Source organism: Pseudomonas sp. OV546 (assembly GCF_900116845.1).
In the GTDB taxonomy this organism is placed as follows: Bacteria; Pseudomonadota; Gammaproteobacteria; order Pseudomonadales; family Pseudomonadaceae; genus Aquipseudomonas; species Aquipseudomonas petroselini.
Map to the genome: position 1 here is coordinate 278954 of NZ_FPCE01000008.1, position 14050 is coordinate 293003.

Below are 14050 nucleotides of genomic sequence, written 5' to 3' on the forward strand. Positions count from 1 at the left end.
TTCCTATCGGTTCAGGCGCTTGTCGATCAAGCCCTCTACGACGCTCGGGTCAGCCAGGGTCGACGTGTCGCCGAGGCTGTCGAGTTCGTTGCAGGCGATCTTGCGCAAAATCCTGCGCATGATCTTGCCGGAGCGGGTCTTGGGCAAGGCCGGTGCCCATTGAATCAGTTCCGGCTTGGCGAAGCTGCCAATTTCCTTGCTGACCAATTCCAGCAAATGTTTTTTTAACGCGTCGCTGGGCTCCACGCCATTCATGGGCGTGACAAAGGCATAAATGCCCTGGCCTTTGACGTCATGGGGGTAGCCCACCACGGCGGCTTCGGCGACCTGGTCGTGCAATACCAGGGCGCTCTCGACCTCGGCGGTGCCGATACGGTGACCGGACACGTTGATCACATCGTCGATGCGTCCGGTGATCCAGTAGTCACCGTCTTCATCGCGCCGCGCACCGTCACCGGTGAAGTAGTAGCCGGGGTAGGGTTTGAAGTAGGTGTCGATCATCCGCTGCGGATCGCCGTACACACTGCGGATCTGCCCCGGCCAGCTCGCTTTGATCGCCAGCACGCCACTGCCGGCGCCGCTGAAGGCCTTGCCGTGTTCATCCAGTAACACGGGCTGTACGCCGAACATCGGCTGGGTTGCACAGCCCGGCTTGATCCGTTGCGCGCTGACCAAGGGGCTGAGCATGATGCCGCCGGTTTCGGTCTGCCACCAGGTGTCGACAATCGGGCAGCGTTGTTCGCCCACGGCGTTGAAGTACCAATCCCAGGCTTCTGGGTTGATCGGTTCGCCGACGCTGCCCAGCAGGCGCAGGCTGGCGCGGGACGTGTTCTCCAGCGGGCCATGGCCCTCACGCATCAATGCACGCAAGGCCGTGGGCGCGGTGTAGAAAATATTGACCTTGTGCTTGTCGATCACCTGCCAGAAGCGCGAACTGTCCGGGTAGCTCGGCACCCCTTCAAACATCAGCGAGGTCGCGCCATTGGCCAGCGGGCCGTACACGATGTAACTGTGGCCGGTGACCCAGCCCACATCGGCGGTGCACCAGAACACTTCGCCGTCGCGGTAGTCGAGCACGTACTTGAAGGTCATCGCTGCTTGCAGCAGGTAGCCCCCGGTGGTGTGCAACACGCCCTTGGGTTTGCCGGTGCTGCCGGAGGTGTAGAGGATGAACAGCGGGTCTTCAGCGTCCATCGGCTCGGGCGGGCAGTCGTCGCTGGCGGCGTCCAGGGCTTGTCGGTACTTGATGTCGCGGTCTTTCACCCAGATCAGGTCAGCCCCCGTGCGCTCAACCACCAGCACGGTACTGACGTTGGGGCAACTGGCCAGGGCTTTGTCGACATTTTGTTTCAACGCCACCGGCTTGCCGCCGCGTACGCCTTCGTCGGCGGTGATCACGGTGCGGCAGTCCGTGTCGAGAATACGATCGCGCAGGGCGTCCGGCGAGAACCCACCAAAAACCACGGAGTGCACGGCGCCAATCCGCGTGCAGGCAAGCATGGCGTAGGCGGCTTCCGGGATCATCGGCATGTAGATGCACACCCGGTCGCCTTTTTTCACGCCACGGCTTTTCAGTACATTGGCCAGGCGGCTGACGTTCTGGTGCAGCTGGCGGTAAGTGATTGTGGACGATTTCGCAGGATCATCGCCTTCCCAGATGAAGGCCGGTTGATCGGCGCGTTGCCCCAGGTGACGGTCGATGCAGTTGTAGCTGACGTTCAGTTGCCCGCCGGCAAACCATTGGGCGGCGCCGGTGTTGATGTCTGAGCGATGAACCGTGTGCCAAGGGGTTATCCAGTCGAGAAAGGCCTTGGCCTGTTCAGCCCAGAAGGTATCCGGCTGTTCGATGGATTGGCGGTAGAGGCGCTGGTAGTCCTCTTGACTGAGTTGCGCAGCCCGGCGGACGGCATCGGCGGTGGGAAACGTGCTGATATCGAACATGAGCGATCCTTATTCTTGTTTTAGCCACAAGTCATAAAGATGCACCCTGCAAGGGGAGGGTTCAAGGCCAACCTCCAAACGGACGTTGACCCTGCAATACCTGTATCAGCCGCGGTGACGACCGCGGAAGTAGTTGATCAGGCCCTGGGTCGAAGCGTCCTCGGCCGAGGTTTCTTCGGCGCCGGTCAGGCGGTTGTAGACGCCTTTGCCCAGCTCTTTGCCCAGTTCCACGCCCCATTGGTCGAAGGCGTTGATGCCCCAGATCACGCTCTGCACGAACACTTTATGCTCATACATGGCGACCAGTGCCCCCAGGCGACGCGGGCTGATGCGCTCGACCACGAGGGTGTTGCTCGGACGGTTACCCGGGATCACCTTGTGCGGTGCCAGCTTCTGCACTTCGTCTTCCGGGATGCCTTTGTCGCGCAGCTCGGCTTCGGCTTCGGAGCGGGTCTTGCCGAGCATCAGCGCCTGGCTCTGGGACAGGCAGTTGGCGTACAGCCACTGATGGTGGTCGGACACCGGGTTGAAGCTGACGATCGGCACGATGAAGTCGGCCGGGATCAGTTGGGTCCCCTGGTGCAGCAACTGGTGGTAAGCGTGCTGGCCGTTGCAACCCACGCCACCCCAGATCACCGGGCCGGTATCGGTAGCGACGGGCGTACCGTCCTGGCGAACGCTCTTGCCGTTGGATTCCATGTCCAGCTGTTGCAAGTGCTTGGTGATGTTACGCAGGTAGTGGTCGTACGGCAGGATCGCGTGGCTCTGCGCCCCCCAGAAGTTGCCGTACCACACGCCCAGCAAGCCCAGCAGCACCGGCATGTTGGCTTCGAATGGGGCGTTCTGGAAATGCTGGTCCATGGTGTAGGCACCGGACAGCAGTTCCTTGAAGTTGGACATGCCGATCGCCAGGGCGATGGGCAAGCCGATGGCCGACCACAGTGAGTAGCGGCCGCCGACCCAGTCCCACATCGGGAAGATGTTTTCTTCGCGGATACCGAAGGCCACGGCTGCCGCGTTGTTGCTGGATACGGCGATGAAGTGACGATACAACTCGGCTTCCGAGCCACCCTGAGCCAGATACCAGGCGCGGGCGGCCTGGGCGTTTTTCAGGGTTTCAAGGGTGTTGAAGGATTTTGACGAGACGATAAACAGCGTGGTCTCGGCGCGCAGCTTCATGGTCAGCTCGTGGAACTCGCTGCCGTCGATGTTCGCCAGGTAATGGCAGCGCACGCCTTTATGGGCGTAGGACAACAGCGCTTCGGAGACCAGTTCCGGGCCGAGGAACGAGCCACCGATACCGATGTTCACCACGTCGGTGATCGGCTTTTCGGTGTAGCCACGCCACAGGCCATCATGGATGCGGCCGACCAGGTCAGTGATCTGGTTCAGCACCTTGTGCACGTCCGGCATGATGTTCACGCCGTTCACCGACAGCTTGTCACCCACCGGACGGCGCAGAGCGGTGTGCAGCGCTGGGCGACCTTCGGAAGAGTTGACGGGCTCGCCGGCATACAGCGAATTGATCGCGTCTTTCAGGCCGACTTCTTTGGCCAGGCCCACGAGCAGGTCACGGGTTTCGCTGGTGATCAGGTTTTTCGAGTAATCGAGGAAAAGTCCGCAGCTGCTCAAGGTGAACTGGGAGAAACGCTGAGGATCGGCATTGAATGCTTCGCGCATGCTGAAATCCTGCATGGCTTGGCGATGTTGATTGAGCGCTTGCCAGGCGGGCAGAGCGGTAACGTCATGAGGAGTGCGGTAGTACGCCATCGCTGCGGGTTTCCTTTTATTACGGGGACTGCCTTTAGGACACTTTTAAGCCCGGAACGTCCAGTCTTTTATCAAGCAATGGGTTCCGGACAGCGCTAACCATAGCGCAGGGCGATTACATTAAACCTAGCGTGTCGATATGTCTTGGCTTTGTCTGCGTTCAGGCCGGTACTTTTTTATACCGGCACTTTTTATTTCCGCAGCAAGGAGGGGTCAGTCGAGGGTCAGGTGCAGGTTGTCGATGAGGCGGGTGGCCCCCAGATAAGCGGCTACCAGGATTACGATATCGCGGTCCTCGGGCGTAGCGGGGCGCAAATGCACGCCCTGGCGTACTTCAAGGTAGTCCAGGCGCAACCCGGCAGCTTCGATCTGCTGGACCTGTTCGGCACGCAGCTTGGCGAAGTCGTGATCACCGGCTTTGATCGCTGCGCCAATCTGGCTGAGGCTGCGGTACAGCACCGGGGCAATGGCCCGCTGCTCATCGGTGAGGTAGCCATTGCGCGACGACAGTGCGAGACCGTCGTCGGCGCGCACGGTGGGTTCGCCGATGATCTGGATGGGCATGTTCAGGTCGTGGACCATGGCGCGGATCACCGCCAGTTGCTGGTAATCCTTCTGGCCAAACACGGCCATGTCCGGCTGGACCATGTTGAACAGCTTGCTGACCACCGTCGCCACGCCTTCGAAGTGCCCTGGACGGCTGGCGCCGCACAGGCCTTCAGACAGTTGCGGCACGCTCACGCGGGTCTGGCCGGTCATGCCGCCGGGGTACATTTCCTCGACGGTGGGCGCGAACAGCAGGTTGCAGCCGGCTTGCAGCAGCTTTTCCTGGTCGGCGGCGAGGGTGCGTGGGTACTTGTCCAAGTCTTCGCCGGCGCCAAACTGCAGCGGGTTGACGAAGATGCTCGCCACCACGAAGTCGGCCTGTTGGGCGGCCTTGGTCACCAGGGTGGCATGGCCGCTGTGCAGGTTGCCCATGGTGGGCACAAAGCCAATGCGCTTGCCGGCGCTGCGGGCGTGCGTTACGGCTGCGCGCAGTTCACGTACGGTTTTTACGGTGTTCATGCAGAGAATCCGTGTTCGGCGCCAGGGAAGGTCACGCCTTTGACTTCAGCGACGTAGGCGCTCAATGCGTCGTGGATGCTGGCTTGGCCGGTCATGAAGTTTTTCACGAACTTCGGCACGCGACCGGTGATCGACAGGCCGAGCATGTCGTGCAACACCAGTACCTGGCCATCGGTGGCGGAACCCGCGCCAATACCGATCACCGGCACTTTCACGGCCTGGGTGATTTCTGCCGCCAGTTCGCTTGGCACGCATTCGAGCAGGATCATTGCCGCGCCGGCTTGTTCCAAGGCGATGGCATCGGCGCGCATCTGGCGCGCCTGGGCCTCATTACGGCCCTGTACCTTGTAGCCGCCGAGGAGGTTCACCGACTGTGGTGTCAGGCCCATGTGCGCGCACACCGGCACGCCGCGCTCAGCCAGCAGGCGGATCGACTCGGCAAGCCACACCGCACCTTCGACTTTGATCATGTGCGCACCGGCTTGCATCAGCTTGCCGGCATTCTGGAAGGTCTGTTCAAGCGTCGCGTAACCCATGAACGGCAGGTCGGCGATGATGAAGGCGCCATCGTTGCCACGCTTGACGCTGGCGGTGTGGTACGCAAGTTCATCGGTGGTGACGGGCAGGGTGCTGTCATTCCCTTGAAGAACCATGCCCAGGGAGTCGCCCACCAGCAGCACTTCAACCCCGGCCTGGCAGCTGGCGTGGGCGAAGGTGGCGTCATAGCAGGTCAGCATGGTGATTTTTTCACCTTTGAGCTTGAGGCTCTGCAAGGTGGTCAGGGTAATGTCTGGCATGAAAAGGGTCCTCGTTCAGGCGCTTGGAAACAGCGAGTAACGCGCGTGAGTCTTCGTTTATACAGGCGCACTGTCTTGAGAGCAGTGCTTATAAGGCCTGGATTGCGCCCTTTAGCGCCGGGTTGGCGGCAGCGGGACGCCTATAGTCGTGAGGAGGACACGGGAAGTCAATTGGATGTGTTACCGCATTGTTACGATGGCGGTGTTACCGCTGTTACTGACGCGATTCAGCAACTTGAGCCCCGTTTTCACGTCACAGGAGATCAACATGTGGGCGCTGGCTGAGTCAGTCCTGAGGAAGGCGTTCCAGGCCGATAAACGGGCAAGCGGCCAGCAAGTCGCGCAGGGTTTGGCCGTCAGGCAATGACAGGGTGGCGGGCGCCAGTTCCGCCAGCGGGTACAGTACAAACGCACGCAGGTGCATCTGGTAATGGGGCACCTTGAGGCGTGGCTCGTCGATCAGGTGATCGCCAAACAGCAGGATATCCAGGTCGAGCGTGCGCGGTCCCCAGCGCTCCAGGCGTTCGCGGCCCTGGTCGTTTTCGATGGCTTGCAGCGCATCCAGTAACTCAAGGGGCGCGAGGCTGCTGTCCAGGGCGGTCACCGCATTGGTATAGCGCGGCTGGCCCGGGAGCAGAGAGTCACTTTGATAAAAGGCGGAGACACCGGCGACGGTGGTGCCTGGCAATTGCGCCAGCGCTTCAATAGCACTGCGCAATTGCTGATCCGGGGCAGCCAGGTTGCTGCCCATGCCGATGTAGATGCGTTCCACGTTTATTCGCCTGCAGCGCCCGAGGCATCAGCGGCACTGCGCTTGCGCTTGGTACCACTGCGGCGACGCTTCTTCGGCCCAGCGCCTTCGCCGTCGCCTTTGCTGCCGAGGTCACGGATCATGTCGCGGCGCTCGCTGTCATTGGCATCCTGGTAGTCGGTCCACCATTCGCCCAGGCCGTCGGTTTGCTCGCCAGCGCTTTCGCGCAGCAGCAGGAAGTCATAGCCTGCGCGGAAGCGGGGGTTGTCCAGGAGCAGGTCAGCACGTTTGCCGCTACGGCGCGGCAGGCGTTCCTGCATGTCCCAGATCTCGCGGATCGGCATGGTGAAGCGTTTCGGGATTGCGATGCGTTGGCACTGCTCGGCGATCAGCTCATGCGCGGCTTCCTGCATGGCCGGAATCGGTGGCATGCCACGGTCTTGCAGGCGCAGTACGCGTTTTGGCAGGGCTGGCCACAGCAGGGCGGCAAACAGGAACGCCGGGGTCACCGGTTTGTTCTGCTTGATGCGCAGGTCAGTGTTGATCAGTGCTTCGCTGATCAGGGTGTGGGTGTACGTGGGGTTGTATTCCAACGCCTCGGCGCTGGCCGGGAACAGGGGATCGAACAGCTGCAGGTCCACCAGCATTTCAAAGGTGTCGGCGGCGTACCCCGAGAGGAACAGCTTGAGCACTTCTTCGAACAGGCGCGCTGAAGGGATCTCCCGCAGCATCGGTGCCAGTTCGCGAATCGGCGCAGCCGTGTGTTTCTCGATGCCGAAGTTCAGCTTGGCGGCAAACCGCACGGCCCGCAGCATGCGCACCGGGTCTTCCTGGTAGCGCTGGACCGGGTCGCCGATCAGGCGGATCAGGTTATTGCGAATGTCGTGTACGCCATTGGCGTAATCGAGAATGCGTTCGCTGACCGGATCGTAATACAGGGCGTTAATGGTGAAGTCGCGGCGCTGCGCGTCTTCTTCCAAGGTGCCGTAGACGTTGTCGCGCAAGATGCGCCCGCTTTCGTTGCGGGAGGACTGGTTGGTGTCTTCCTCTTCATCGTTTTGCGGGTGGCCTGCGCGGAACGTCGCGACTTCGATGATTTCGCGTCCGAAGTGGATATGCACCAACTTGAAGCGCCGACCGATGATGCGCGCATTGCGGAATTCGGCGCGTACCTGCTCAGGCGTAGCGCTGGTGGCAACGTCGAAGTCCTTGGGCGTGATATTGAGCAGCATGTCACGCACGCACCCGCCCACCAGATAGGCCTGGTAACCGGCGTTCTGCAAACGCTCGACGATGTTCACTGCATAACGGCTGAATTGAGCACGTTGCAGCGAATGCTGGCTGCTGTTGAGCACTTCAGGCGTGCTGCGTTTGTGTTGCGTACGACGCAAGGGAGAACGGAATGACTGGAACAACTTCTTCAGCATGGGATGCACTGTTTGAAGGAATGTTCGGCCATAACGAAGAATGACCGCATGATGGGCCGGGATTCTAGCATTTAGTCAGGGGATGGTGTAGGAACAAGCTAAGGGCATTGCGCCATAAGCCTTTACGGTGATTCATGCCAGACAAATCCCGGAAACTACAAGGGGAGCCGAAGCTCCCCCAGAAGTAGTTGCGTGCTCTATTTTTATTATGGGTTGCGGGCTTCTTGTTTTTGTTGATCGCCCTCGCCATGAAGCTTCACCTTCATGGCACTCCCAATCGGGAGCCAAGAGCAAACGGATTGCTTTGGTCGCTGTGTTGCTGATCTACGATCCAACCAGTTCAGGCTCTGCCTTAGGGCAGTTTTTGTTGTTCTCGGCCTGGTTGCGGGGCAAGCCCCAAATGCAACGCCTCTCCAAAAGAATCAGTTAGCTGCGCCTCCGCCGTGTTGTTTTTGTTATGCGTGAGTCGATTCGTCTTATTTTTATTGTCTTGTACAAAGCTTGTTATTGTTTTTGTACTAAGCATATAGCAGGGTGCGTGCCAACTTTTGCGTCGCCCAGCAAAACCGGGGGGTTGAGGGGGTTTCGGGTTTTTGACGGACCAAAAAAAGCCGGGGCTTCGTTACCGTAAGCCCCGGCTTTTGTTACGCGAAATATCCGCGGTAACAGTTTTTTCACATCTGTGGGTGTTACCTGTGGGGGCGCACCCTCAACTCTCGCTGGCCACACCGGTCTTGCGCCGTGGAATACCCAGGCGCTGGCGGCGTTCCCATAAGCATTTGCGGCTCACGCCCAATTTGCGCGCCAGTTCGGTCTCGGTCATATGGTCCTGATGTTCCAGGACAAAATGCTGGAAGTAATCTTCCAGTGACAGATCTTCCGTTGGCTCATGGCTGGTATTGCTGCCGCCGCCGTGCTGTGGGGCCAGGCCGATGAAATCGTCCTCCTCCAGATCACTGAGCTCGATATCGATACCCAGCAGCTCGGCGGAAATTTCCGGGCTCTCCGACAGGATCACCGCCCGTTCGACCGCATTTTCCAGTTCCCGCACGTTACCCGGCCACGAGTAATGCCGAATGGCCTGCTCGGCGTCGGGGGCGAACTTCAGGTCGGTGCGGTTGATGCGCGCGCTTTGGCGCAGCAGGAACGCGCTGGCGATCTCGTTGACGTCGGCACCACGTTCACGCAGGGCTGGCAGCTTGAGCGCGATCACGTGCAGGCGGTAGTACAAGTCTTCACGGAACTGGCCGATTTTGGCCAGGCTCTTCAGGTCACGGTGAGTGGCCGCGATCAGGCGCACATCGACCTTTTGCGACTGCACCGAGCCTACGCGGCGAATCTCACCTTCCTGTAGCACACGCAGCAAGCGCGCCTGGGCTTCCAGAGGCAGCTCACCGATCTCGTCGAGGAACAGCGTGCCGCCGTCCGCGGCCTCTACCAGGCCCGCACGCCCGGCGCTGGCGCCGGTGAATGCGCCTTTCTCGTGACCAAACAGTTCGGACTCGATCAGGGATTCAGGGATCGCCGCGCAGTTCACCGAGATCATCGGTGCCTTCGCACGCTTGGACAGGTTGTGCAGGGCGCGGGCCACCAGTTCTTTACCGGTGCCGGACTCGCCCTGGATCAATACATTGGAGTCGGTCGGCGCTACTTTGCGGATCTTGCTGTAGAGGTCCTGCATCGGTGGGCAGGAGCCGATGATGCCGATCTCGCCGTTGCTGTTGTCGACGCCTGGTTTATCGGCCGCTTTGCCTGCCGGGCGTTGCTCAACGGGCGCACTGCTGGCCGACTGGCGGTCACGCAGGATACGGGCCACGGCCTGAAGCATCTCGTCATGGTCGAAAGGCTTGGCGATGTAGTCCACCGCGCCCATCTTCATGGAGTCCACCGCCGAGCGCAGGCTGGCGTAGCTGGTCATGATCAGCACCGGGGTGCCCTGGCCAAGCTTGATCAACTCGGTGCCAGGCGCGCCGGGAAGGCGCAGGTCACTGACAATCAGGTCGAACGTGGGAATGCTGAAACGCTCCTGGGCTTCCTGCACCGAGCCGGCTTCGCTGACCTGGTACTGATTTCGTTCAAGCAGGCGACGCAAGGCAGAGCGGATAATGGTTTCGTCTTCGACGATCAAAATGTGCGGCATTGATTCAATTCTCTCGACGGTCTCAGTTCACAGCGGACGTCGCTTCGACATGACGCGGCAAGGTCACCCGAATACGGGTGCCGCGTTGGCTTTCGGTGTCAGCCGGGCTGTCGATGGTGATTTGTCCATAATGCTCTTCAACGATGGAATAGACCAGTGCAAGGCCCAGACCGGTACCTTCACCTGGGTCCTTGGTGGTGAAGAAGGGTTCGAACAATCGGTCCATGATGTTCTGTGGAATACCGCTACCTTCATCTTCGACGATCAGATCGACCGTATGTTCGAAAACCTCGGTCTTGACGCGTACCGCGCCACCGGCAGGCGTTGCATCGCGGGCGTTGGAGAGCAGGTTGATCAGCACTTGGGCCAGGCGTTGTGAGTCGCCGTCCACCCAGTGGTCGGGGTCGCACAAGTTGAAGAACTGTACTTCGAAATTGCGCCGGTTCAAGGCCAGCAGCCCAATGGCATCCTGCGCCACTTCGGCCAGGCACACCGCTTCATCTTGGTTCTGATGCCCGCCCGCGTGGGCAAAGCTCATCAGCGACTGCACGATGCGTGACACGCGCTTGGTCTGTTCGAGGATTTGCCCGCTGATCTCGATGATCTCGCCATCTTCCTCGCGTTCTTCGCGCAGGTTCTGCGCCAGACACGCGATACCGGTGATCGGGTTGCCGATTTCATGGGCCACGCCCGCCGCCAGTCGGCCAATGCTGGCCAGACGCTCGGAATGCACCAGCTTGTCTTCGAGCATCTGGGTTTCGGTCAGGTCTTCCACCAGTAACACCAGGCCGCTGTTACCGGGCGCCAGGGGCTCGTCGATAGCGGCTTTGTGCAGGTTGAGCCAACGGGTTTGGCCGTCGAGGGCCAGATGCTGCTTGTGCAAGTGCTCGTCGGGCAGATTGATGAACCCTTGCAGCAATTCTTTCCACGGATCGCCCAAGGTATTGAGGCGTGAACCGACCACGCGCTGCGCTGCGATACCGGTGAGTTCTTCCATGGCCTTGTTCCACATCAGGATCTCTTGATCCTTGGCCAGCGAGCACACGCCCATCGGCAATTCTTGCAGGGTTTGGCGGTGGTAGCGGCGCAGGGCATCGAGTTCGGCGGCGAGGCCCGTGAGGCGTGAGTGGTAATCCTCGAGCCGGCTCTCGATGAAATGGATGTCTTCGGTCACGTAGTTTTCGCCGCCGGCCTTGTAGGGCAGGAAAGTTTCCACCATGTCCTGGGACACACTGGGTCCCATCAAACCGGACAGGTTGGCTTCGATACGGTCGCGCAGACGCCGCAGCGCGTAAGGGCGCCGCTCGTCGAACGGCAAGTAGAGATCGCGCAGCGCTTGTTCGACCTCCTTTTGTGCGGCTTTGGCACCCAAAGGCTTTGCCAGTTGCGTGGCGAACTCCTGGGGTGAGGCGGCATGCAATTCACGGCGTTGCGGGCGGCGCACGTTGTCCACCGCGCAGGCTTCGGCGGCGCTGGTTTCTTCGGGGCTGGCATTGGTGAACAGCGAGATCAGCGTGAACATCAAGACGTTGGCGGCCAGGGACGCAATCGCCGCCATGTGCCAGCTGGTGTCATCCAGCACGTAGATCATGTTCAGCAATGGGATGTAGAAGCCCTGCAGATTACCGACCAGCGGCAGCAGCATGGTCACGATCCACACCAGGATCCCCGCCAGCAAGCCGGCGATAAAGCCACGGCGATTGGCGGTCGGCCAGTACAGCACCGACAGCACGCCCGGCAGGAACTGCAAGGTGGCGACAAACGCGACGATACCCAGGTTGGCCAGGTCTTGCCCGGCGCCCAGCAACAGGTAGAACCCGTAGCCGGCCATGATGATCGCGACGATCAGCGCGCGCCGCGTCCATTTCAGCCAGCGGTAGATGTTGCCCTCGGCCGGCGGCTGGTACAGCGGTAGCACCAGATGGTTGAGCGCCATGCCCGAGAGCGCAAGGGTCGTGACGATGATCAGCCCGCTGGCGGCTGACAAACCACCGACGTACGCCAGCAAAGCCAACGCCGGGCTGTTGGCGGCAATGCCGATGCCGAGGGTGAAGTATTCCGGGTTAGTGGTGGCGCCCAGTTTCAGGCCTGCCCACAGGATCAGTGGCACCGCCAGGCTCATCAACAGCAGGAACAGCGGCAAACCCCAGCTGGCGCTGACCAGCGAGCGCGGGTTGAGGTTCTCGGTAAAGGTCATGTGATACATGTGTGGCATCACGATCGCCGAGGCGAAGAACACCAGCAGCAGCGTGCGCCATGGGCCCTCTTGCAGCGGCGTGTGCAGGGCGGCGAGGGCGGTCTGGTTTTGCAGCAACCAAAGCTCAAGCTGCTGCGGGCCGTCGAACACGCCGTAAAGTGCATAAAGGCCGACACCGCCGATGGCGATCAGCTTGATCACGGACTCGAAGGCAATTGCAAACACTAGGCCTTCGTGTTTCTCGCGAGTGGCGATATGGCGTGAACCGAAGAAAATCGTGAACAGCGTAATCAACGCGCAGAAGGCCAGGGCAACGCGGTGCTGCACCGGCTCACGGGTCAGGATGCTGATGGAGTCAGCCACTGCCTGGATTTGCAGGGCCAGCAACGGCAACACGCCGATCAGCATGAAAATGGTGGTCAGCGCGCCGGCCCAGGTGCTGCGAAAGCGGAAGGCAAACAGGTCGGCCAGGGATGACAGCTGATAGGTACGGGTGATTTTCAGGATCGGGTACAGCAACACCGGTGCCAGCAGGAACGCGCCGGACACCCCGAGGTAACTGGAAAGAAAGCCATAGCCGTATTGATAGGCCAGGCCCACCGTGCCATAGAACGCCCAGGCACTGGCGTACACGCCCAGGGACAAGGTGTAGGTCAACGGATGGCGAATGATCGCCCGCGGAATCATTCCGCGCTCACTGATCCAGGCCACCCCGAACAGCGCGGCCAGGTAGGCGGCACTGATCAGCAGCATCTGGGTGAGGCTAAAGCTCATCGGCATCTTTTTGGCTCTGCAGGATGAAAGTCACGACGATCAGGATCAGCCACAGCAGATAGGGGCGATACCAGGCGCCCGTGGCGTCGATCCACCAATCCATGATGGCGGGAGAAAACAGGTAGATCCCGACGACCAGCAGCAGGACCAATCGATAGATGTACATGTTGGCCTCTGATTGAAAAACTGCGGCGATGGTAACGGATGCCTGGCAAGCTGCAAGCGCCTTCAGCTCAATTGCGCTTCGGCCAGCGTGAGTGTGCGAGGTATCCGTCCGGCATCCCAGTGCTGGATGCCCCAGTCCAGCAGTTCCCGTGGGCTGGCGTGCAGCAACTCGTCGCCGGGTTGCTGGCCGAGGGCACGCAGGGCTCTCAATAGCAAAGGCGTGGCCTGGTCGGGTGTCAACGGCGGGGAACGGTAGGATTTGCCCAACTTGTTGCCGTCCGGCTGGATGATCAGCGGCACATGCAGGTAGCGCGGTTGGCGCAGGCCGAGCAGTTCCTGCAGGTAGAGCTGGCGTGGCGTGGAGTCGAGCAGGTCGGCGCCGCGCACGATATCGGTGACGCCTTGCCAGGCATCGTCGAGGACCACGGCCAGTTGATAGGCATACAGGCCGTCGCGGCGACGGATGACAAAATCGCCTACATCGCGGCCCAGGTGCTGTCGGAATTCGCCCTGGACGCGGTCGGTAAAGTGGTATTCCAGCTCCGGAACGCGTAACCGTATGGCGGCATCCTGCTGATCGTGTCCTGCATTGCGGCACAGCCCAGGGTAGATACCGTTGTAGGGTTCCAGCTGTTTACGTGAACAGGTGCACGCGTAGGCCAGGCCATGGTTGAACATATCGTTCAGCACTTTGGCGTAGGCATCATGCCGCTCGCTTTGTCGGACGAGTTCACCGTCCCATTCGAAACCGTAGCCTTCCAAGGCGTGGAGGATCGCTGCCTGGGCGCCCGGCTCTTCACGCGGTGGGTCAAGGTCCTCCATGCGCATCAGCCAGCGGCCTTGGTTTGCGCGGGCGTCGAGGTAGGAGGCGAGGGCGGCGACCAGGGAGCCAAAATGCAAATGGCCGCTGGGCGTGGGGGCGAAACGCCCGATATAGGTAGAGGCTGTCATGGGCCGGATACTACTGGAAATTCGGTAAACGCCAGAAACAAAAATGGGGCGTTTGCACGCCCCATTCGTTCA

The 14050-nt window shown here is 60.6% G+C and carries 10 protein-coding genes; all 10 read right to left on the reverse strand.

Translation table 11 applies throughout. The annotated features are described in order from the left end of the window. Nucleotides 1–3: 3 nt before the first annotated feature. The 10 genes from acs to gluQRS all read right to left on the reverse strand — a co-directional run bounded on the left by acs (nucleotide 4) and on the right by gluQRS (nucleotide 13978). Complete coding sequence (gene acs, locus BM403_RS19975) at nucleotides 4–1941, reverse strand: acetate--CoA ligase (RefSeq protein WP_093544341.1); 1938 nt, start codon at nucleotides 1939–1941, stop codon at nucleotides 4–6. A 105-nt stretch (nucleotides 1942–2046) separates the two neighbouring features. Further along, nucleotides 2047–3711: a glucose-6-phosphate isomerase gene (pgi, locus tag BM403_RS19980; protein WP_093544344.1), complete on the reverse strand. Its 1665-nt coding sequence runs from the start codon at nucleotides 3709–3711 to the stop codon at nucleotides 2047–2049. Between the two features lie 213 nt (nucleotides 3712–3924). Beyond that, complete coding sequence (panC, locus tag BM403_RS19985; RefSeq protein WP_046034292.1) at nucleotides 3925–4776, reverse strand: pantoate--beta-alanine ligase; 852 nt, start codon at nucleotides 4774–4776, stop codon at nucleotides 3925–3927. After that, on the reverse strand, nucleotides 4773–5573 hold the full coding sequence (panB, locus tag BM403_RS19990) for a 3-methyl-2-oxobutanoate hydroxymethyltransferase (RefSeq protein WP_046034293.1): 801 nt from the start codon (nucleotides 5571–5573) through the stop codon (nucleotides 4773–4775). Before panB ends, panC begins: the two co-directional genes overlap by 4 nt. A 286-nt stretch (nucleotides 5574–5859) precedes the next feature. After that, nucleotides 5860–6345 (reverse strand): 2-amino-4-hydroxy-6-hydroxymethyldihydropteridine diphosphokinase, encoded by a 486-nt coding sequence (gene folK / locus BM403_RS19995; RefSeq protein WP_093544347.1) that lies wholly within the window; start codon nucleotides 6343–6345, stop codon nucleotides 5860–5862. A gap of 2 nt (nucleotides 6346–6347) precedes the next feature. Further along, nucleotides 6348–7751, reverse strand: a complete 1404-nt coding sequence (locus BM403_RS20000; protein WP_015885905.1) for a polynucleotide adenylyltransferase PcnB — start codon at nucleotides 7749–7751, stop codon at nucleotides 6348–6350. A 709-nt stretch (nucleotides 7752–8460) separates the two neighbouring features. Beyond that, entirely contained in the window at nucleotides 8461–9891 is a 1431-nt protein-coding gene (locus BM403_RS20010) for a sigma-54-dependent transcriptional regulator (protein ID WP_015885904.1), read from the reverse strand. Between the two features lie 22 nt (nucleotides 9892–9913). Continuing rightward, nucleotides 9914–12868, reverse strand: coding sequence for a sensor histidine kinase (locus BM403_RS20015; protein ID WP_015885903.1), 2955 nt, complete (start codon nucleotides 12866–12868; stop codon nucleotides 9914–9916). After that, nucleotides 12852–13028: a hypothetical protein gene (locus tag BM403_RS20020; RefSeq protein WP_003176118.1), complete on the reverse strand. Its 177-nt coding sequence runs from the start codon at nucleotides 13026–13028 to the stop codon at nucleotides 12852–12854. The genes BM403_RS20015 and BM403_RS20020 overlap by 17 nt, the downstream gene beginning before the upstream one ends. Before the next feature lie 62 nt (nucleotides 13029–13090). Continuing rightward, nucleotides 13091–13978: a tRNA glutamyl-Q(34) synthetase GluQRS gene (gene gluQRS, locus BM403_RS20025; protein ID WP_015885902.1), complete on the reverse strand. Its 888-nt coding sequence runs from the start codon at nucleotides 13976–13978 to the stop codon at nucleotides 13091–13093. Nucleotides 13979–14050: the final 72 nt, after the last annotated feature.

Excerpts from the sequence above, each read along its gene's own strand:
- acs (WP_093544341.1), bottom strand. The coding sequence starts at position 1,941 with ATGTTCGATATCAGCACGTTTCCCACCGCCGATGCCGTCCGCCGGGCT.
- pgi (WP_093544344.1), bottom strand. The coding sequence starts at position 3,711 with ATGGCGTACTACCGCACTCCTCATGACGTTACCGCTCTGCCCGCCTGG.
- panC (WP_046034292.1), bottom strand. The coding sequence starts at position 4,776 with ATGAACACCGTAAAAACCGTACGTGAACTGCGCGCAGCCGTAACGCAC.
- panB (WP_046034293.1), bottom strand. The coding sequence starts at position 5,573 with ATGCCAGACATTACCCTGACCACCTTGCAGAGCCTCAAGCTCAAAGGT.
- BM403_RS20000 (WP_015885905.1), bottom strand. The coding sequence starts at position 7,751 with ATGCTGAAGAAGTTGTTCCAGTCATTCCGTTCTCCCTTGCGTCGTACG.
- BM403_RS20010 (WP_015885904.1), bottom strand. The coding sequence starts at position 9,891 with ATGCCGCACATTTTGATCGTCGAAGACGAAACCATTATCCGCTCTGCC.
- BM403_RS20015 (WP_015885903.1), bottom strand. The coding sequence starts at position 12,868 with ATGCCGATGAGCTTTAGCCTCACCCAGATGCTGCTGATCAGTGCCGCC.
- BM403_RS20020 (WP_003176118.1), bottom strand. The coding sequence starts at position 13,028 with ATGTACATCTATCGATTGGTCCTGCTGCTGGTCGTCGGGATCTACCTG.
- gluQRS (WP_015885902.1), bottom strand. The coding sequence starts at position 13,978 with ATGACAGCCTCTACCTATATCGGGCGTTTCGCCCCCACGCCCAGCGGC.